This window comes from Bradyrhizobium sp. JHI2711 (assembly GCF_056156565.1).
The window spans coordinates 85,535-102,461 of the sequence record NZ_JBPZPT010000001.1 but is presented as its reverse complement, the minus strand read 5'-3'; the positions used below and the strand labels follow the sequence as shown (position 1 = coordinate 102,461).

The 16,927-nt window shown below is 65.3% G+C and carries 17 protein-coding genes; 12 read left to right on the top strand and 5 right to left on the bottom strand.

The window, feature by feature from the left end; translation table 11 throughout:
- Nucleotides 1-94 precede the first annotated feature (94 nt).
- The gene (locus ACTEK7_RS00510) at nucleotides 95-1,285 is read left to right on the top strand and encodes a patatin-like phospholipase family protein (protein WP_225125092.1); all 1,191 of its coding nucleotides are present in this window, start codon (nucleotides 95-97) and stop codon (nucleotides 1,283-1,285) included.
- Here ACTEK7_RS00510 and ACTEK7_RS00505 read toward each other — a convergent pair.
- Nucleotides 1,277-2,521: an amidase gene (locus tag ACTEK7_RS00505; protein ID WP_036025548.1), complete on the bottom strand. Its 1,245-nt coding sequence runs from the start codon at nucleotides 2,519-2,521 to the stop codon at nucleotides 1,277-1,279. The two genes, ACTEK7_RS00510 and ACTEK7_RS00505, sit on opposite strands and share 9 nt — an antisense overlap.
- Nucleotides 2,522-2,612: 91 nt before the next feature.
- Here ACTEK7_RS00505 and dprA point away from each other — a divergent pair, with 91 nt between their 5' ends.
- Entirely contained in the window at nucleotides 2,613-3,755 is a 1,143-nt protein-coding gene (gene dprA / locus ACTEK7_RS00500) for a DNA-processing protein DprA (protein WP_225148410.1), read from the top strand.
- A 142-nt stretch (nucleotides 3,756-3,897) separates the two neighbouring features.
- Here dprA and ACTEK7_RS00495 read toward each other — a convergent pair whose 3' ends face one another.
- Nucleotides 3,898-4,338: a winged helix-turn-helix transcriptional regulator gene (locus ACTEK7_RS00495; RefSeq protein ID WP_109143507.1), complete on the bottom strand. Its 441-nt coding sequence runs from the start codon at nucleotides 4,336-4,338 to the stop codon at nucleotides 3,898-3,900.
- An 83-nt stretch (nucleotides 4,339-4,421) separates the two neighbouring features.
- Here ACTEK7_RS00495 and ACTEK7_RS00490 point away from each other — a divergent pair, with 83 nt between their 5' ends.
- Nucleotides 4,422-5,030, top strand: a complete 609-nt coding sequence (locus tag ACTEK7_RS00490; RefSeq protein WP_109143506.1) for an FMN-dependent NADH-azoreductase — start codon at nucleotides 4,422-4,424, stop codon at nucleotides 5,028-5,030.
- A gap of 61 nt (nucleotides 5,031-5,091) precedes the next feature.
- Here ACTEK7_RS00490 and ACTEK7_RS00485 read toward each other — a convergent pair whose 3' ends face one another.
- On the bottom strand, nucleotides 5,092-5,865 hold the full coding sequence (locus ACTEK7_RS00485; RefSeq protein WP_225148409.1) for an SDR family oxidoreductase: 774 nt from the start codon (nucleotides 5,863-5,865) through the stop codon (nucleotides 5,092-5,094).
- A gap of 119 nt (nucleotides 5,866-5,984) precedes the next feature.
- Between ACTEK7_RS00485 and ACTEK7_RS00480 the strand changes: the two genes are divergently transcribed.
- Nucleotides 5,985-6,452, top strand: coding sequence for a winged helix-turn-helix transcriptional regulator (locus ACTEK7_RS00480; protein WP_225148408.1), 468 nt, complete (start codon nucleotides 5,985-5,987; stop codon nucleotides 6,450-6,452).
- A gap of 26 nt (nucleotides 6,453-6,478) precedes the next feature.
- On the opposite strand, the gene ACTEK7_RS00475 is transcribed toward ACTEK7_RS00480, so the two are convergent.
- Entirely contained in the window at nucleotides 6,479-6,718 is a 240-nt protein-coding gene (locus ACTEK7_RS00475) for a hypothetical protein (RefSeq protein ID WP_036039304.1), read from the bottom strand.
- A gap of 228 nt (nucleotides 6,719-6,946) precedes the next feature.
- On the opposite strand from ACTEK7_RS00475, the gene topA reads away from it, so the two are divergent.
- The 8 genes from topA to ACTEK7_RS00435 all read left to right on the top strand — a co-directional run bounded on the left by topA (nucleotide 6,947) and on the right by ACTEK7_RS00435 (nucleotide 15,923).
- Nucleotides 6,947-9,703: a type I DNA topoisomerase gene (gene topA / locus ACTEK7_RS00470; RefSeq protein ID WP_225148407.1), complete on the top strand. Its 2,757-nt coding sequence runs from the start codon at nucleotides 6,947-6,949 to the stop codon at nucleotides 9,701-9,703.
- 20 nt (nucleotides 9,704-9,723) lie between these two features.
- On the top strand, nucleotides 9,724-12,072 hold the full coding sequence (gene rnr / locus ACTEK7_RS00465; protein ID WP_225148406.1) for a ribonuclease R: 2,349 nt from the start codon (nucleotides 9,724-9,726) through the stop codon (nucleotides 12,070-12,072).
- Nucleotides 12,066-12,506 carry a DUF983 domain-containing protein gene (locus tag ACTEK7_RS00460; protein WP_036015117.1) on the top strand — a complete coding sequence of 147 codons (441 nt, stop codon included), beginning with the start codon at nucleotides 12,066-12,068 and terminating at the stop codon, nucleotides 12,504-12,506. Before rnr ends, ACTEK7_RS00460 begins: the two co-directional genes overlap by 7 nt.
- A gap of 29 nt (nucleotides 12,507-12,535) precedes the next feature.
- Nucleotides 12,536-13,288 (top strand): NUDIX hydrolase, encoded by a 753-nt coding sequence (locus ACTEK7_RS00455; protein WP_036015119.1) that lies wholly within the window; start codon nucleotides 12,536-12,538, stop codon nucleotides 13,286-13,288.
- A 247-nt stretch (nucleotides 13,289-13,535) separates the two neighbouring features.
- Complete coding sequence (locus tag ACTEK7_RS00450; RefSeq protein WP_225148405.1) at nucleotides 13,536-14,861, top strand: LLM class flavin-dependent oxidoreductase; 1,326 nt, start codon at nucleotides 13,536-13,538, stop codon at nucleotides 14,859-14,861.
- Nucleotides 14,862-14,986: 125 nt separating this feature from the next.
- Nucleotides 14,987-15,154, top strand: a complete 168-nt coding sequence (rpmG, locus tag ACTEK7_RS00445; protein WP_007603295.1) for a 50S ribosomal protein L33 — start codon at nucleotides 14,987-14,989, stop codon at nucleotides 15,152-15,154.
- Between the two features lie 278 nt (nucleotides 15,155-15,432).
- Entirely contained in the window at nucleotides 15,433-15,663 is a 231-nt protein-coding gene (locus tag ACTEK7_RS00440) for a DUF3551 domain-containing protein (RefSeq protein WP_074448008.1), read from the top strand.
- Nucleotides 15,664-15,665: 2 nt separating this feature from the next.
- Nucleotides 15,666-15,923 (top strand): DUF3551 domain-containing protein, encoded by a 258-nt coding sequence (locus ACTEK7_RS00435; protein WP_225113849.1) that lies wholly within the window; start codon nucleotides 15,666-15,668, stop codon nucleotides 15,921-15,923.
- Nucleotides 15,924-16,019: 96 nt separating this feature from the next.
- On the opposite strand, the gene ACTEK7_RS00430 is transcribed toward ACTEK7_RS00435, so the two are convergent.
- Entirely contained in the window at nucleotides 16,020-16,748 is a 729-nt protein-coding gene (locus tag ACTEK7_RS00430; RefSeq protein ID WP_244429336.1) for a GNAT family N-acetyltransferase, read from the bottom strand.
- Nucleotides 16,749-16,927: the final 179 nt, after the last annotated feature.

The window sequence follows — 16,927 nt, the reverse complement described above, 5'->3', positions numbered from 1 at the left end:
TTCGCAATTCTCCTGCGAGTCACGGCAGGCTGTAGCGAACTGGTTCCATGCCTGTCATCCTGATACGGGAAACGGCGTTAGGCGGTTGCTCAGAATGAGCGAGAAGATTGTCGGCGTGAATGACGGGATCGGCTCGCTCGGTGCTTCCGGCACTGCAGCAAGCCGGCTGCTCTCGGCGACCAATATCTGGTCCGACGCGCCGCTGCCCGCGCCCGCTGCACGGCCAGCGCCGCAGCCGGAGCCTGCAGTCAAGCCTGACGCTCCGCTCGATGTCGCCGTCGCCAAGGCTGCACCGGTCGCGCCCGCGCGGGCGCGTTCCGAGCAATGGCCGCCGCGAAAGCTTTCGCTGGCGCTGCAGGGCGGCGGCACCTTTGCGGCCTTCACCTGGGGCGTGCTGGAGCGCCTGCTCGAAGAGACCTCCATCGAGATCGACACCGTCAGCGGCGCCAGCGCCGGCGCCATCAATGCGCTGCTCCTCGCTTGCGGCCTGGCCGAAGGCGGCCGTGAAGGCGCACGCTCCCGGCTGAACCGGTTCTGGGTCCGGCTGATGCACGAGGCCTCGTTCCGCTCACTGATGCTGATCGGCGGCTTTTCGCCGGCGGGAAGCTCGGTCGCGTTCGGCCCGACCCTGCGCTCCGGGCAGTTCGATCCGTTCGATCTCGATCCGCTGCGGCAGGCGGTCTCCCGCGACATCAATTTTTCCGTCCTGCGCCATGCGCGGTGCCCAAAACTGCTGATCGCGGCGACGCGGATCCGCGACGGGCAGCAGCAGATTTTCGGCAACGAGGCCATCACCGCCGACGTCGCGCTGGCCTCGACCTGCCCTCCGCTGGTCCATTGTGCGGTCGAGATCGATGGCGAGGCCTATTGGGACGGCGGCTTCGGCGGCAATCCGCCGCTGCTGCGCCTGGTGCAGGACACCGCGGCAACGGATCTGCTGCTGGTCCAGGTCACGCCGACGCGCGACAGCTATGTGCCGATCACGCTCGCCGCGATCGACCGCCGGCTCGACCAGATCGCGGCGAACGCCGCGCTCAATGCCGAGATCTCCGCGATCGAATGGGCGCAGTCGCACATGGCCTCTCCGCTGCGGCTCACCAGGATCGCGGCGGAAGACTCCGTTGACGGCCTGGCGCAGCGCTCATCCACCGATCTCGGCCGCGGCTTCATTCGCCTGCTGCACCGGAGCGGTCGCGAGGCCGCGGAGCGTTGGCTTGGACAACGTGCAAGAGCCGGCTCAGCGCCCGCTCAGGCCCGTGCTCCCTCCGAACCTGCGCTAGCGTGATTTCGCCAGCGCGTCCTCCAGGAACCAGGCAGAGGTCAGCGCGACAGGATCATTGCCGAAGCGCGCGATCACCTGCACGCCAACAGGCAGGCCGCCAACCTTCAGCACCGGCACATTGACGCAAGGATTGCCCATCAGCGTCCACAGCCGGTTGTAACGGGGCGAGCCGGTCGAGGCGAGCTCCTTGGCTGGCGCTATGCCCGGCGCCGAATAGGTCAGCAACACGTCGAACCCTTCGAACAGCTCGCCGAGCTCGCGGCGGCCGCGGCGGGCGATGCGGCGCGCATCGTCGTATTCCTTCGATGTCAGTCCGACCGTCTCATCGAGGCTGGCGCGCAGCAGCGGCGCGATCTCGTCGTGACGCTCGGAAAACTCCCAGGCCAGCGCGCGATGCGCCTCGAAGTTCTGGATGATGGGATGGATGCGCCAGGCTTCCTTGACCGCCTCGGGCAGATCGATGATCTGCACGCGGGCGCCGGCCTTCTCGGCCGCCTTGATCGCAGCCAGCAAACCCTCCTCTGCCGCCGGCTCCACGGCTTCGGCAAATTCCTGCCTGACCACGCCGATGCGCGGCGCCTTGGCTGGACCGATGCCGTCGAATTCAGTGCGGCCGGTAATCGCCAGCAATCCGCGCGCGAGATCTTCCGCGCGGCTACCGAACAGGCCGACCGTGTCGAGGGCCCACGAATAGCACTTCACGCCGATGGTCGGCAGCATCCGGAACGATGGTTTTATCGCGGCAGCGCCGCAATAGGCCGCCGGCCGGATCACCGAGCCTCCGGTCTGGGTGCCCAGCGCCAGCGGGATCATGCCGGCGCCGACGGCCGCCGCCGAACCCGCGGACGAGCCGCCGGGCGAATGCGCCGTATTGTGCGGATTGAGCGTCGGCGTCGGATCGCTCGAGGCGAACGCGGTCGTGGTGGTCTTGCCGATGATGGTGGCCCCGGCTCGCTTCAGCATCATCACGACCGGCGCATCGGCGCGCGGCTGCCAGCCGCGATAGATCTCCGAGCCCATCTCGGTCGGCATGTCAGCGGTGTCGATGATGTCCTTGATGCCGACGGCAATGCCGCGCAGCGGGCCCGAGGCTTGCGCTCTCGCGGATTTGTCGTGCCGGACGAAAGCCTGAACGTCCTTCTCCTTGGCTTCGATCGCCGCATGCGACTGAGCGATGGCGGCGTCGGGCGAAAGCTCCCCCGCTTCAATGCGGCGCTGGAGGTCGGCGAGTGAGATCATGACAACATCCTTCTTATTGGCATCGCTTTTAGCATCGCAACAAGGTCGTGCAAGCGCACGTCCCTGTTGCGCAACGCCCTCTGGTTGTTCCATGCTGTCACTGCAAGGAGACGCCGTGGACGCCATCAATTCAAGCGTGGAGCTGACCGAGGCCGAGCGGATCGACCGCCTGCGGCTGATCCGTTCCGACAATGTCGGGCCGCGCACCTTCCGCTCGCTGGTCGATCATTTCGGCAGCCCGCGCGCCGCGCTGGAGCGGCTGCCCGATCTCGCCCGCCGCGGCGGCGCGGCGCGATCGGCGCGCATCTGCAGCGCGGATGAAGCAAAGGCCGAGCTCGCCGCGAGCCGCAAGTTCGGCATCGCCTGGCGCGCGCCCGGCGAGGACGGCTATCCGGAGCGGCTGGCGATGATCGACGATGCGCCGCCGCTGCTCGCGGTGCGCGGCGACACCAAATTCCTGATGCGGCCGATGATCGCGATCGTCGGCTCACGCAACGCCTCCGGCGCCGGCCTCAAATTTGCCGGCCAGCTCGCGCGCGAGCTCGGCGAAGCCGGCTTCGTGGTCATCTCCGGGCTCGCCCGCGGCGTCGACCAGGCCGCGCATCGCACCAGCGTCGAGAGCGGCACGATCGCGGTGCTCGCCGGCGGCCACGACTGCATCTATCCGCCCGAGCATGGCGACCTGCTCGCCGCGATCCTCGACCACGCCGGCGCTGCGATCTCCGAAATGCCGCTCGGCCATGAGCCGCGCGCCCGCGACTTTCCCCGGCGCAACCGATTGATCTCGGGCGCTTCGCTCGGCGTCGTCGTGGTCGAGGCGGCGCACCGCTCGGGCTCGCTGATCACGGCACGCATGGCGACCGAACAGGGCCGCGAAGTGTTCGCCGTCCCGGGCTCGCCGCTCGATCCGCGCGCCGCCGGCACCAACGACCTGATCAAGCAGGGCGCAACGCTCGTCACGGAAGCTGCCGACATCGTCAACGCGGTTCAGCCGATCATGGAGCGGCCGCTGATGCATCCCGTGGGCGAGCCCGACAGCGAGCGGTTCGAGAGCGATCCGCAAAGCCATGATCGCGACCAGATCACCGCCCTGCTCGGCCCGGCCCCTGTTACAATCGACGACCTCGTCCGGATGTCCGGCGCCTCGCCTGCGATCGTGCGCACCGTGCTGCTGGAGCTCGAGCTCGCCGGCAAGCTCGAACGCCACGGCGGCGGGATGGTGTCGCTGGTTTAGCCTCCCCAGGTGTCATTCCGGGGCGCGACGAAGTCGCGAGCCCGGAATCCATTCATCCACTTGATCTGTGGCCAAATGGATTCCGGGCTCCCTCGCTTCGCTCAGGCCCCGGAATGACGGGATGAACTATCGAGGCGCAACGCTAGCCGTCGTTACGCTGGTCGAACTTCGTGCGCGCGGCCTCGATCTGATCCAGATGCTCCTTCGCCCATTTGCCGAGCGCCTCGACGGGGCGCGATAGGCCGCGGCCGAGATCGGTCAGCTCATAATCTACCCGCGGCGGGATGGTCGGAAAGATCGTGCGCGTGACGAGGCCGTCGCGCTCGAGGCCGCGCAGCGTCAGGGTCAACATCCGCTGCGAGATGCCGTTGATCATGCGCTTGAGCTCGTTGAAGCGCTTTGGCCCGTCGCTCAGCATCATGATGACGAACACGCTCCATTTGTCGCCGACGCGGGACAGCACGGAGGCGACCCCACGGCAGTCCGCATGGTTGGGATCCGGCATCGGCCTGGTATCCAGTCTCGGATTTGGCCGCGGCGGTGCGGGCAATTCGGTGTGCGCAGGTTTCAATGATGTGCCCATGGCTCAAAAAAGTGCGTTCTTGCGGGGATTTCGATAGTCACACATGTAGTGCTGGTTACAAACTTATACCAGGGTGACCCCACATGAAACTCCTCCATGTCGACTCCAGCGTGCTCGGCCCCCACTCCGTCAGCCGGCAGGTTTCCGCCGCCATCGTCGACCGGCTCCGGCAGGCGACGCCCTCGCTTCAAGTCGTCTACCGCGACCTGACCCAGACACCGCTAGCCCACCTCTCCGGCTCGCACCTCGCCGCCGCGCAAGGCGCCGCCACGCCGGCGGAGCTTGGGCCCGACCTTGCCGCAAGCGCCGCGGCGCTGGAGGAGTTCCTGGCCGCCGACATCGTCGTGATCGGCGCGCCCATGTACAATTTCACTATTCCGAGCCAGCTCAAGGCCTGGATCGACCGCATCCTGGTGGCGGGAAAAACTTTCAAGTACGGCGCGGCCGGGCCGGAGGGGCTCGCCGGCGGCAAGCGGGTGATCGTGGCCATCTCGCGCGGCGGCCACTACGGCGCAGAGACGCCTTACGCAGCCGGCGAGCATCTCGAAACCTACCTGCGCTGGGTGTTCGGCTTCATGGGTATCACCAGCGTCGAATTCATCCCGGCCGACGGTATCCAACTCGGGCCGGAGCACCGCGAGAAGGCGATCGCTGGTGCGCTCCAATCGGCAACAAGCCTGAGCGCAGCCTAGCCGTGGCTAACACTTCGGGCGCAACGCGAATGTTGCGCCCGAGCAAATTCGCTTGATTTGATCAGCCGCGATAGATCGGCGCGCCGCTCGGCGAGGCCACCGCGCCGCCATCGACGAAAATCTCCTGGCCCTGCACATGCGCGGAATCGTCGGAGGCGAGGAACAGCACCGTCTTCGCCACGTGATCCGTTTCACCGATGCGGCCGAGCGGCGTCGACAGTGCGATCCGCTTCTCGAACGCCTTCTCGGCTTCCGGCGTCGCGGTCGCAGGCCCCCAGATCGGGGTGCGGATCGCACCCGGCGCGACCACGTTGACGCGGATGCCGCGCGGCGACAGTTCTGAAGCCATGATCCGCGCCATCGCCCGCACGCCGGCCTTCGCCGCGCCATAGGCCGAGTAGCCGGGAATGCCGAGCACCGAGATTACCGAGCCGTTGAGGATGATCGAGGCGTTGTCGTTGAGATGGGGCAGCGCGGATTGAACGGTGAAGAACACGCCGGTGAGGTTCGTGCTGATCACCTTCTCGAACACCTCTGGTATCGCCGATCCCAGCGGTGTGCCGCCGGCGATGCCGGCATTGGCGAACACGATGTCGAACTTGCCGAATTTCTCTGCGCCCTGCTTGATCGCAGCTTCCGTCGCCGCGATGTCCGTCGCGTCGGCTGGCAGCGCGAGCGCGTTCGGCCCGAGCTCCTTCGCGGCCGCCGCCAGCGTCTCCTTGTTGCGCCCGGTGATCACCACCTTGGCGCCCTCGGCCACGAACAGTTTTGCCGTTGCCAGCCCGATGCCGCTATTGCCGCCGGTGATCAGCGCCGTCTTGTCCTTCAGTCTCACGCTCGCCTCCAGTAGTTGCATGATGAAACTAAGTTGCCATCTAGGCCATTTGGTTTTATGATGCAACCACACAAGCGCGTGATCGGCGCTGGCGGCGTGTGAATGCGAAAGGACGAACGATGGTGAAACGGACGAGCTTCGAGGGTGATGCCTGCCCGATCGCGCGGTCGCTGGAGGCGCTCGGCGACTGGTGGTCGCTCTTGATCATCCGCGAGGCGCTGTTCGGCGTCCGCCGCTTCGGCGAGTTTCAGAACAAGCTCGGCATGGCCAAGAACATCCTGGCGGCGCGGCTGCGATCGCTGGTCGACCACGGCATTCTCGAAACCGCCCCCGCCTCCGACGGCAGTGCCTATCAGGAATATGTGCTGACGCCGAAGGGCCGCGGCACTTTCCCGATCCTGGTCGCGCTGCGGCAGTGGAGCGAGGAGTTCGACGACCGCCCCGAGGAGATTGCGACGATGCTGGTCGATCGCGCGAAGGGCCGTCCGGTGAAGAAGCTGGAAATGCGCGCCGAAGATGGCCGCCTGCTCAGCCCGGCCGACACCACGCTAAAGCCGCGGCCGGCACCGCGACGCAAGTCGGCGTGAAAGTCCCAAGTGGTACCCCACCGCCATCACGACAGCTTGCGCTTGGTCCGTAGCCGCAGGTGCTCGTCGGCCTCGAGCTTGGTCATGCCCAAGAGATAATGCAGCACGTCCAGCTTGTGGCGCTCGGCCAGCTTGCGTAAGGCCCCGGTCTGCTCGGCGATGAAGGCCACGGCCTCGTCCGCACCGCCCTCCCCCGGTTCCTCGTGACGCGTGCCCCCCGGCGCGCCGGATCCGGCGCGCGCCCGTTTCTTTCCTGGCCTGGTCACCAGAACCCCACCCGAATCCATGCCCCGACAGGACATTACGCCCACATCAACCGCAACTCCAAGGTGGTATTCTGCAACTTTTTCGATATGAAACTTTTCCCATTGTGGCGCCTTTCAACACCCCACGATTTGACAGGGGGCCGCTCACCACCCATGTTCGGGTCGAAACGGCCGACCCGAGTCCTTTCGTTTTCGGCCCAAGATTTTCCCGTAAGCCACTGGAACTAAATGAATATCGTCATTGTGGAGTCGCCGGCGAAAGCCAAGACGATCAACAAATATCTGGGCTCGTCCTATGAGGTTCTGGCCTCGTTCGGCCATGTCCGCGATCTCCCGGCGAAGAACGGTTCCGTCGATCCCGACGCCAATTTCAAGATGATCTGGGAGGTCGACCCCAAGGCGGCCGGCCGGCTCAACGATATCGCGAAGTCGCTGAAGGGCGCCGACCGCCTGATTCTCGCCACCGACCCCGATCGCGAGGGCGAAGCCATCTCCTGGCACGTGCTCGAGGTGATGAAGGAGAAGCGCGCGCTGAAGGATCAGAAGATCGAGCGCGTGGTGTTCAACGCCATCACCAAGCAGGCCGTCTCGGAAGCGATGAAGCATCCGCGCGAGATCGACGGCGCCCTGGTCGACGCCTACATGGCGCGCCGTGCGCTCGACTATCTGGTCGGCTTCACCCTCTCCCCCGTGCTCTGGCGCAAGCTGCCGGGCGCCCGCTCGGCCGGCCGCGTGCAGTCGGTGGCGCTGCGCCTCGTCTGCGACCGCGAGCTCGAGATCGAGAAGTTCGTAGCCCGCGAATATTGGTCGCTGATCGCGACCCTGCTCACGCCGCGGGGCGATGCCTTCGAGGCCCGTCTCGTCGGCGCCGACGGCAAGAAGATCCAGCGCCTCGATATCGGCACCGGGGCGGAAGCCGAAGACTTCAAGAAGGCGCTGGAACTGGCGACTTACGCCGTCACCGCGGTCGACGCCAAGCCGGCCCGTCGCAATCCGCAGGCGCCCTTCACCACCTCGACGCTGCAGCAGGAAGCCAGCCGCAAATACGGCTTTGCGCCGGCGCATACGATGCGCATCGCCCAGCGTCTTTATGAGGGCATCGACATCGGTGGCGAGACCACCGGACTCATTACTTATATGCGTACCGACGGCGTGCAGATCGCCCCCGAGGCGATCACCCAGGCGCGCAAGGTGATCGGCGAGGATTACGGCAACGCCTACGTGCCGGATAGCCCGCGCCAGTACCAGGCCAAGGCCAAGAACGCCCAGGAAGCGCACGAAGCGATCCGCCCGACCGACCTCTCCCGCCGCCCCGACAGCATGAGCCGCAAGCTCGATGCCGATCAGGCCAAGCTGTATGAGCTGATCTGGAAGCGCACCATCGCGAGCCAGATGGAATCCGCCGAGCTCGAGCGGACCACCGTCGACATCACGGCGAAGGCAGGCTCCCGCACATTGGAGCTGCGCGCCACCGGCCAGGTCGTCAAGTTCGACGGCTTCCTCGCGCTCTACCAGGAAGGCCGCGACGACGAGGAGGACGAGGATTCCCGCCGCCTGCCCGCGATGAGCCAGGGCGAGGCCGTGAAGCGACAGAGCCTGTCCGTCACCCAGCATTTCACCGAGCCGCCGCCGCGATTCTCGGAAGCATCTCTCGTCAAGCGCATGGAAGAGCTCGGCATCGGCCGGCCCTCGACCTATGCCTCGATCCTCCAGGTTCTGAAGGACCGCGGCTACGTCAAGCTGGAGAAGAAGCGTTTGCACGGCGAGGACAAGGGCCGCGTCGTGGTCGCCTTCCTCGAAAGCTTTTTTGCCCGCTATGTCGAGTACGACTTTACGGCGAGCCTCGAAGAGCAACTCGACCGTATCTCCAACAACGAGATCTCCTGGCAGCAGGTTCTGAAGGACTTTTGGACCGGCTTCATCGGCGCCGTCGACGACATCAAGGAGCTGCGCGTCGCCCAGGTGCTCGACGTGCTCGATGACATGCTGGGCCAGCACATCTATCCGCCCCGCGCCGATGGCGGCGATATCAGGCAGTGCCCGAACTGCGGCACCGGCCGGCTGAACCTCAAGGCCGGCAAGTTCGGCGCCTTCGTCGGCTGCTCGAACTATCCGGAATGCCGCTACACCCGTCAGCTCGCCGCCGATGGCGAGGCGACTGCTGACCGTTCGCTCGGCCAGGATCCCGACACGGGTCGCGATGTCTGGGTCAAGGCCGGCCGCTTCGGCCCCTATATCCAGCTCGGCGAGCAGAAGGATTATGAGGAAGGCGAGAAGCCCAAGCGCGCCGGCATTCCGAAGGGCACCTCGCCCAGCGACGTCGATCTCGAGCTTGCGCTGAAGCTGCTGTCGCTGCCGCGCGAGATCGGCAAGCATCCGGAGACCGGCCAGCCGATCACCGCGGGCCTCGGCCGCTTCGGACCGTTCGTGAAGCACGAGAAGACCTATGCGAGCTTAGAGGCCGGCGACGAGGTGTTCGACATCGGCCTCAATCGTGCGGTGACGCTGATCGCGGAGAAGGTTGCCAAGGGTCCGAGCCGCCGCTTCGGCGCCGATCCCGGGAAGGCGCTCGGCGATCATCCGACGCTTGGCACCGTCACCGTGAAGAGCGGCCGTTACGGCGCCTATGTCACCGCGGGCGGCGTCAACGCGACGATCCCGGCCGAGTTCGAGAAGGACACCATCACGCTGCCGCAGGCGATCGCGCTGATCGACGAGCGCGCCGCCAAGGGTGGCGGCAAGGGCGGCGGCAAGGCCAAGAAGGCGGCGAAGCCGGCCAAGGCCAAGAAAGCGTCAGAGAAGGCTGCGGACGGCGAGGACGCCGCACCGAAGCCGAAGAAGCCGGCTGCGAAGAAAGCCGCGGCCAAATCCAAATCCGAATCCACCAGCAAGGCGCGCGCCGCCGTGCCGTCGACCGCAAAGACGTCGCCGACCAAGGCAGCCGCCACCAAGGCTCCGGCCAAGAAGAGTGCCGGCAAGACCTGAGATCAAGAATTAGAGGTTAAGTGAAACCAAAGAAAGACCGTGGCTTTCCCGACAGGCAAGCCATCGTCGCCTTCATCAAGGCAAATCCAGGAAAGGTCGGGACTCGCGACATCGCGCGCGAGTTCGGCCTGAAGAACGCCGATCGCGCCGAGCTCAGGCGCATGCTGCGCGAGCTCGCCGACGACGGCACCATCAAGAAGAAGCGCCATAAGGTCTCCGAGCCGGACGCGCTGCCGCCGACGCTGCTCGCCGACATCACCGGCCGCGACTCCGATGGCGAATTGATCGCCTCCCCCGCCGAATGGGACGAGGTCGAGAACGGCGAGCCGCCAAAGATCCTCATCGAGATGCCGCGCCGGCCGAGGCCCGGCACCGCCGCCGGCGTCGGCGACCGCGCGCTGCTGCGCGTCGAGCGCAGCGATGACGATGAAGGTCCCGCCTATCGCGGCCGCATCATCAAGGTCATCGACAAGGCCAAGAGCCGCATCCTCGGCGTCTTCCGCAGCCTGCCCGAGGGCGGCGGACGGCTCGTCCCCGTCGACAAGAAGTTCGCCGACCGCGAGCTGAACATCGCGAGGACCGATACGGGCGGCGCTGAGGATGGCGACCTCGTCAGCGTCGACATCGTCCGCACCCGCGGCTTTGGCCTCGCCTCCGGCCGGGTGAAAGAAAAGCTCGGCTCGGTCAAGTCGGAAAAGGCGATCAGCCTGATCGCGATCTACGCCCACGACATCCCCTTGCAATTCTCCTCCGCCGCCGAGCGCGAGGCGGAAGCGGCGGAGCCGGCCAATCTGAAAGGCCGCGAGGATTGGCGCGACGTCCCGCTTGTCACCATCGATCCGCCCGACGCCAAGGATCACGACGACGCGGTGCATGCCGAGCCCGATCCGGATCCCAACAACAAGGGCGGCTTCATCGTCAATGTCGCCATCGCCGATGTCAGCTTCTACGTGCGGCCGGGCACGGCGCTCGACCGCGACGCGCTCGACCGCGGCAACTCGGTCTATTTCCCCGACCGCGTCGTGCCGATGCTGCCCGAGCGCATCTCCAACAATCTCTGCTCGCTGGTGCCCGGCGAGCCGCGCGGCGCGCTGGCGGTGCGCATGGTGCTCGGCCCCGACGGCCGCAAGCGCTCGCACAGTTTTCATCGCATCCTGATGCGGTCGGCCGCCAAGCTCGCTTACGCGCAAGCGCAGGCCGCGATCGACGGCCGGCCTGATGACACCACCGGCCCCCTGCTCGATCCGATCCTGAGGCCGCTCTATGCCGCCTATGCCTGCGCCAAGCGCGCGCGTGACGAGCGCGATCCGCTCAATCTCGATCTGCCCGAGCGCAAGATCCTCCTGAAGAGCGACGGCACCGTGGACCGCGTCGTGGTCCCCGAGCGTCTCGATGCGCACAAGCTGATCGAGGAGTTCATGATCCTCGCCAACGTCGCCGCAGCGGAGACATTGGAGAAGAAATCTCTGCCGCTGATCTACCGCGTGCACGACGAGCCGACCTTGGAGAAGGTTCACGCGCTCGCGGAATTCCTGGAGACGCTGGACGTTCCCTTCGCCAAGTCCGGCGCGCTCCGCCCGACCACGTTCAACCGTGTGCTGGCTCAGCTTGAAGGCCACGACTATTACCCGCTGGTGAGCGAGGTCGTACTGCGCGCGCAGGCGCAGGCCGAATATTCCTCGGAGAATTACGGTCACTTCGGCCTGAACCTGCGCCGCTATGCGCATTTCACCTCGCCGATCCGCCGCTATGCCGACCTCGTCGTGCACCGCGCGCTGGTGCGTGCGCTTGGCCTTGGCGAAGGCGCCCTGCCCGACAGCGAGACGCCGGAAAGCTTGAGCGAAGTCGCCGCGCATATCTCGCTGACCGAGCGGCGCGCCATGAAGGCGGAGCGCGAGACCGTCGACCGCCTGATCGCCCATCACCTCGCCGACCGCATCGGCGCCAGCTTCCAGGGCCGCGTCTCCGGCGTCACCCGCGCCGGCCTGTTCGTGAAGCTCAGCGAGACCGGCGCTGACGGGCTGATCCCGATCCGATCCCTCGGCACGGAATATTTCAACTATGACGAAAGCCGCCATGCCCTCGTCGGCACGCGCAGCGGCACCATGTACCAGCTCGGCGACGTCGTCGACGTCCGCCTGATCGAGGCCGCTCCCATCGCGGGCGCGCTGCGCTTCGAGCTGCTGTCGTCGGAGAGCGACAGCGGCCCGCGCCAGCGCAGGCCGCTCCGTCCGCAGCGCAAATCGTCCAAGCCGCAGCCCGGACGCAGCCCGGAGCGAAAACGCAAGCCGGAGAAGAAAAAGTCCGGCAAGGGAAGGAAGGCCAAAGGAAAGAACAAGGGTAAGGGCAAGAAGGGCAAGGCATGGTGACGATGAGCACGGCACCAAAGATCTGGACGCGCGAGAACGGTCTCGTCGAGAAGCGCGACGTCTGGTCAGCAATGAAGCGCGGCTTCCGCGGCCGCTGCCCGCGCTGCGGCGAAGGCAAGCTGTTCCGCGCCTTCCTGAAGACCGCCGACCATTGCGCCAAATGCGGCCTCGACTTCACCCCGCATCGCGCCGACGATCTGCCTGCCTATCTCGTCATCGTCATCGTCGGCCACATCGTGGTGCCGGCCATCCTCTGGATCGAGACCAATTATTCGACGCCGGTCTGGCTCAGCTTCGCAGCCTATCTGCCCTTCACCTTCGTCGCCTCGCTCGCGCTGCTGCAGCCCGTGAAGGGAGCTGTGGTCGGCTTGCAATGGGCTCTGCGCATGCACGGGTTTGACGACAACCCTCCCGATGGTATTCCGCCTGTGTAAACACGTAAAAGAACAGTTCGGGTGAGGACATGACCGATATTTCGCAGGCCGAGGAGAAGACCAGGGTTCACGAGGAGAAGGAAGCCGATCATCATCCTTACTTCCGCCCGAAGGATGCGGCGACGCTGATCCTGGTCGACCGCAGCGGCGCCATTCCGAAAGTGCTGGTCGGCAAGCGCCACGACAAGGTGGTGTTCATGCCGGGAAAATTCGTCTTCCCGGGCGGACGCGTCGACAAGGCCGATTATCGCGTGCCCTGCGCCGCGCCCATCACCGCCGAACTGGAAGCCAATCTCGCCAAGGGCAGCCCGAAGACGCCGGCCTCGCGCGCGAAATCGCTCGCCATTGCCGCCATCCGCGAAGCCTGCGAGGAGACCGGCCTCTGCCTCGGCCGCAAGGCCGAAGGCAAAGTGCCGAAGCTCGAAGGTCCCTGGCAGCCGTTCGCGGATGCGGGCCTGCTGCCTGATCCCTCCAGCCTGTTCCTGATCGCGCGCGCGATCACCCCGCCCGGCCGCGTCAAGCGCTTCGACACGCGTTTCTTCACCGCCGATGCCTCCGCGATCACCCACCGCGTCGAAGGCGTGATCCATGCCGATGCGGAGCTGGTCGAGCTGGTCTGGGTCGAGCTCGGCTCGAAGCCGCTCGCCGATCTGCATCCGATGACGCGCAACGTGCTCAACGAGCTCGACACCCGCCTCGCCACCGGCCCGCTCCGTCACGACGCGCCGGTGCCGTTCTTCCACTTCTACGCCGGCAAGATGCAGAAGGACGTTTTGAGCTAGTTGGCGCGCTGGGGCGTAGTTCGATCAAGTCTATCCTCCGTCATTCCGGGGTGCGCCTCTTGGCGCGAGCCCGGAATCCATACTCCGGATGGTGGTTATGGATTCCGGGCTCGCCGATCCGCGTCGCCCCGGAATGACGTGCTGAGAGAGCTACGAAAAACAAAAAATTCTTCCCGCCTCCCCCAATGGCGGAGTTCCCACTCATGCCTATGTCTTTGCGAGCGTCACCAAGAACGGACACCGGGCGATGGCACAAAGGCAACTCAAGCTTGGCGCGTTCATGCGCCCGATCAGCATCCACACCGGCGCCTGGCGCTATCCCGGGGCCTGGCCCGACGCCAATTTCAACTTCTCGCACATCAAGACGCTGATCCGAAAGCTCGAGGCCGGCAAGTTCGACGCCTTCTTCATGGCCGATCACCTCGCCGTCCTGAACATGCCGATCAACGCGCTGAAGCGCAGCCACACCGTAACCTCGTTCGAGCCGTTCACGCTGCTGTCGGCTTTGTCAGCCGTGACCGAGCGCATCGGCCTGATCGCGACCGGCTCGACCACGTTCGACGAGCCCTATCACGTCGCGCGCCGCTTCGCCTCGCTCGACCATCTCAGCGGCGGCCGCGCCGGCTGGAACATCGTCACCACCTCGAACCCGGACGCGGCGCTGAATTTCGGCCTCGACGATCACATGGAGCACGCCGAGCGCTACAAGCGCGCCCGCGAGTTCTACGACGTCGTCACCGGCCTCTGGGACTCCTTCGCCGACGATGCCTTCATGCGCGACGTCGAGAGCGGCCTGTTCTTCGATCCCGCCAGGATGCACACCCTCGACCACAAGGGCAAATACTTCAAAGTGCGCGGCCCCCTCAACATCGCCCGCCCCGTGCAAGGCTGGCCCCTGATCGTGCAGGCCGGCGCCTCCGAAGACGGCAAGCAGCTCGCCGCCGAGACCGCGGAAGCGGTGTTCACCGGCGGCGGCAGCCTCGCCGACGGCCAGAAACTCTATGCCGACATCAAGGGCCGCATGGAGAAGATCGGCCGCGACCCCGAGCACCTGAAGATCCTCCCCGGCGCCTTCGTCGTCGTGGGCGACAGCGTGGATGAGGCCAAGGAGAAGCGCGCTTTGCTCGACAGCCGCGTGCATTACGACAGCGCCATTGCCTCGCTCTCCGTCATCCTCGGCACCGATGCCTCCGGCTTCGATCCCGATGGGCCGCTTCCCGAAATCCCCGAGACCAATGCCAGCAAGAGCGGCCGGCAGCGCCTGGTCGATCTCGCCGCCCGTGAGAAGCTCACCGTGCGCCAGCTCGCCCAGCGCGTCGGCGGCTATGGCGGCCTGTCCTTCGTCGGCACCGCCAAGACCATCGCCGACCAGATGGAGGAATGGCTGGTCGGACGCGGCTCCGACGGCTTCAACATCATGTTCCCGTTCCTGCCTGCCGGTCTCGACGATTTCGTCGACAAGGTGGTCCCGGAGCTGCAGAAGCGCGGGATTTTCCGCAAAGAGTATGAAGGGCCCACTTTGAGGGAGAATCTGGGCCTGCCGCGGCCGAAAAACCGGTTCTTTGAGGCCTAATGGGCCCGATTTGAGCGGTTTCCGCCGCCTGAAACCTTGACTTCCCGTCGTTTCTGACTAGGTTGCCGGCCAACGCGGGCCGTTTGGCCGGCTCCAGATTCCCCTGATATTCTGAGGTTCAGAACATGGCCAAAGCGGTCACCATCAAGGTCAAGCTCGTGTCCTCGGCCGACACCGGCTTCTACTACGTTGCCAAGAAGAATTCGCGCACCATGACCGACAAGCTGGTCAAGAAGAAGTACGACCCGGTCGCGCGCAAGCACGTCGAATTCCGCGAAGCCAAGATCAAGTAAGATCGCGGCGTAGCGCGCTAAGGTTTTTTGCGGGGCCCTTGCGGGCCCCGTTGTCGTTTCGGCTCGCATGTCCCTGCTCATGTACCCTGCTACCCAGCGCTGCGCTGCTTAGCGCAGCGAAGCAAATCCGGACCGGCTCTGCGAGATCACACTGGGACACTCCGGCGTGACGAGAGGAACTCGCTTGAGTCGTGGTTGTTGAGCCAGCATCGTCAAGCGGCTATCTTTCGGAGCGAACCTCTTGCGTTGCCGCTCAACTGACTTGATGGGAGAATCGCATGCGCATCGCTCTGCTCATTGTCGTTATGGTCATCGGATTTTCTTCCGCAGCAAACGCTCAGTATGACTATCCCTGGTGCGTTTTTGGCGGAGGGCTCGGCGCTTCCGGAGACTGCATGTATTCGACGCGGGAACAGTGCCTGGCCTCGGCATCCGGGCGATCGAACACCTATTGCGATGTGAACCCGCGCGTGAGGTTCAAGCAGCACGCTCCGCAGCGGCCGCGCTGATCATGATGCGCGCGCTTGCCTGTCTGCTCTTCGTCCTGATCACCATGTCCGCGCCCGGTCCAGCGGCAGCGCAGCGGTTCGGCGGCAATTTTCCGGTATGTCTGCAGGAGTGGGAATGGGGCGGCGGCACCTACATCTCTTGCCAGTATCGTTCATTTGACGAATGCAGAGCCAGCGCGGCGGGCCGTTCGGCGATGTGCCTGGAAAACCCATATGTGCAGCGGCCGTCCCCTCCAGGCCGCAGCGCGCGTCCCCGGTAGGGCTAGAGCATGATCGGCCCGTGACGAGCGCCGATCCAGCCATCATTCCGTGCCTTCCGGCCTGCCCCGCAACGTCGACCTTCTCGGTTGAATCCTCTACATGAAACCCGGATTGCGCGGGAAATAGCTACCCCAATCTCCGAATGGTCGATTTGACATCAGCAGCATCGGGAACGTCAGCCGCATCCCGTGGTCGATTGCCGCCTTGAGCGCCGGCTCGCTCGCGCCCGGCACAAAAGCCGAAATGGCCGGACAATCGCTCTGGGCCGCGAACGACAACGCAGCGGCGAAAGCGGACTCAACCAGATCTGGCCTGTGGACTGCAAGCGGACCAATGTGTCCACCCGAAATGTAGACGTACCCGACGCACTCATTGCCGGCGTGGATGGTGAATCCGCGCGTCGTGCTGTCGCCAAGGAGAAATCGATGATGCTTCTCCCTGGAAACGCCGACTGCGCTGACATCGATCTGCGCCAGCCTGTCGTATGGGATCGCGTCGGCCGTGAGAGATTCAAGACGGAGCCGCGGCGCAGCCAACCGTGGCGCCAGGCGGTCACGAGGGACGCCGACCATGTAGATCGGAAAGCGCGGGAACAGTCCGTGGCGGATGTAGAGGCCTTGAGATACGTTGTTGAACGTGAAGGTGATCAGTGCCTTGATGGGTGCTCCGCGCATTTCTGCATGCGCGAATGCCTTGTTGATGAGTTGATTGCCGATGCCGTCGCTCTGACGATCAGGCGCGACGAACAATTGGGCCAGGAACCAAAGCTCGCCACAGACCCAACTCCACGCGAAGCCGACTATTTCTCCGTCGTCATCGGCCACCCATAAGCCCGGGATCATCCGCGAGCGAGAAGGCCTGAAAATTCGGCGGACGAGAGGATGCCATCTTCCCGAACCCCCGCCGTTCGGTTAGCTCATTGATGCTGGCGACCACGATGTCATCGGCCTGCTTCAAGTCGTCGATGCGAGCGGGCCTGCACACGACCGCCATTCTCTAGTCC

Excerpts from the sequence above, each read along its gene's own strand:
- ACTEK7_RS00510 (WP_225125092.1), top strand. The coding sequence starts at position 95 with ATGAGCGAGAAGATTGTCGGCGTGAATGACGGGATCGGCTCGCTCGGT.
- ACTEK7_RS00505 (WP_036025548.1), bottom strand. The coding sequence starts at position 2,521 with ATGATCTCACTCGCCGACCTCCAGCGCCGCATTGAAGCGGGGGAGCTT.
- dprA (WP_225148410.1), top strand. The coding sequence starts at position 2,613 with ATGCTGTCACTGCAAGGAGACGCCGTGGACGCCATCAATTCAAGCGTG.
- ACTEK7_RS00495 (WP_109143507.1), bottom strand. The coding sequence starts at position 4,338 with ATGGGCACATCATTGAAACCTGCGCACACCGAATTGCCCGCACCGCCG.
- ACTEK7_RS00490 (WP_109143506.1), top strand. The coding sequence starts at position 4,422 with ATGAAACTCCTCCATGTCGACTCCAGCGTGCTCGGCCCCCACTCCGTC.
- ACTEK7_RS00480 (WP_225148408.1), top strand. The coding sequence starts at position 5,985 with ATGGTGAAACGGACGAGCTTCGAGGGTGATGCCTGCCCGATCGCGCGG.
- topA (WP_225148407.1), top strand. The coding sequence starts at position 6,947 with ATGAATATCGTCATTGTGGAGTCGCCGGCGAAAGCCAAGACGATCAAC.
- ACTEK7_RS00460 (WP_036015117.1), top strand. The coding sequence starts at position 12,066 with ATGGTGACGATGAGCACGGCACCAAAGATCTGGACGCGCGAGAACGGT.
- ACTEK7_RS00455 (WP_036015119.1), top strand. The coding sequence starts at position 12,536 with ATGACCGATATTTCGCAGGCCGAGGAGAAGACCAGGGTTCACGAGGAG.
- ACTEK7_RS00450 (WP_225148405.1), top strand. The coding sequence starts at position 13,536 with ATGGCACAAAGGCAACTCAAGCTTGGCGCGTTCATGCGCCCGATCAGC.
- rpmG (WP_007603295.1), top strand. The coding sequence starts at position 14,987 with ATGGCCAAAGCGGTCACCATCAAGGTCAAGCTCGTGTCCTCGGCCGAC.
- ACTEK7_RS00440 (WP_074448008.1), top strand. The coding sequence starts at position 15,433 with ATGCGCATCGCTCTGCTCATTGTCGTTATGGTCATCGGATTTTCTTCC.
- ACTEK7_RS00435 (WP_225113849.1), top strand. The coding sequence starts at position 15,666 with ATGATGCGCGCGCTTGCCTGTCTGCTCTTCGTCCTGATCACCATGTCC.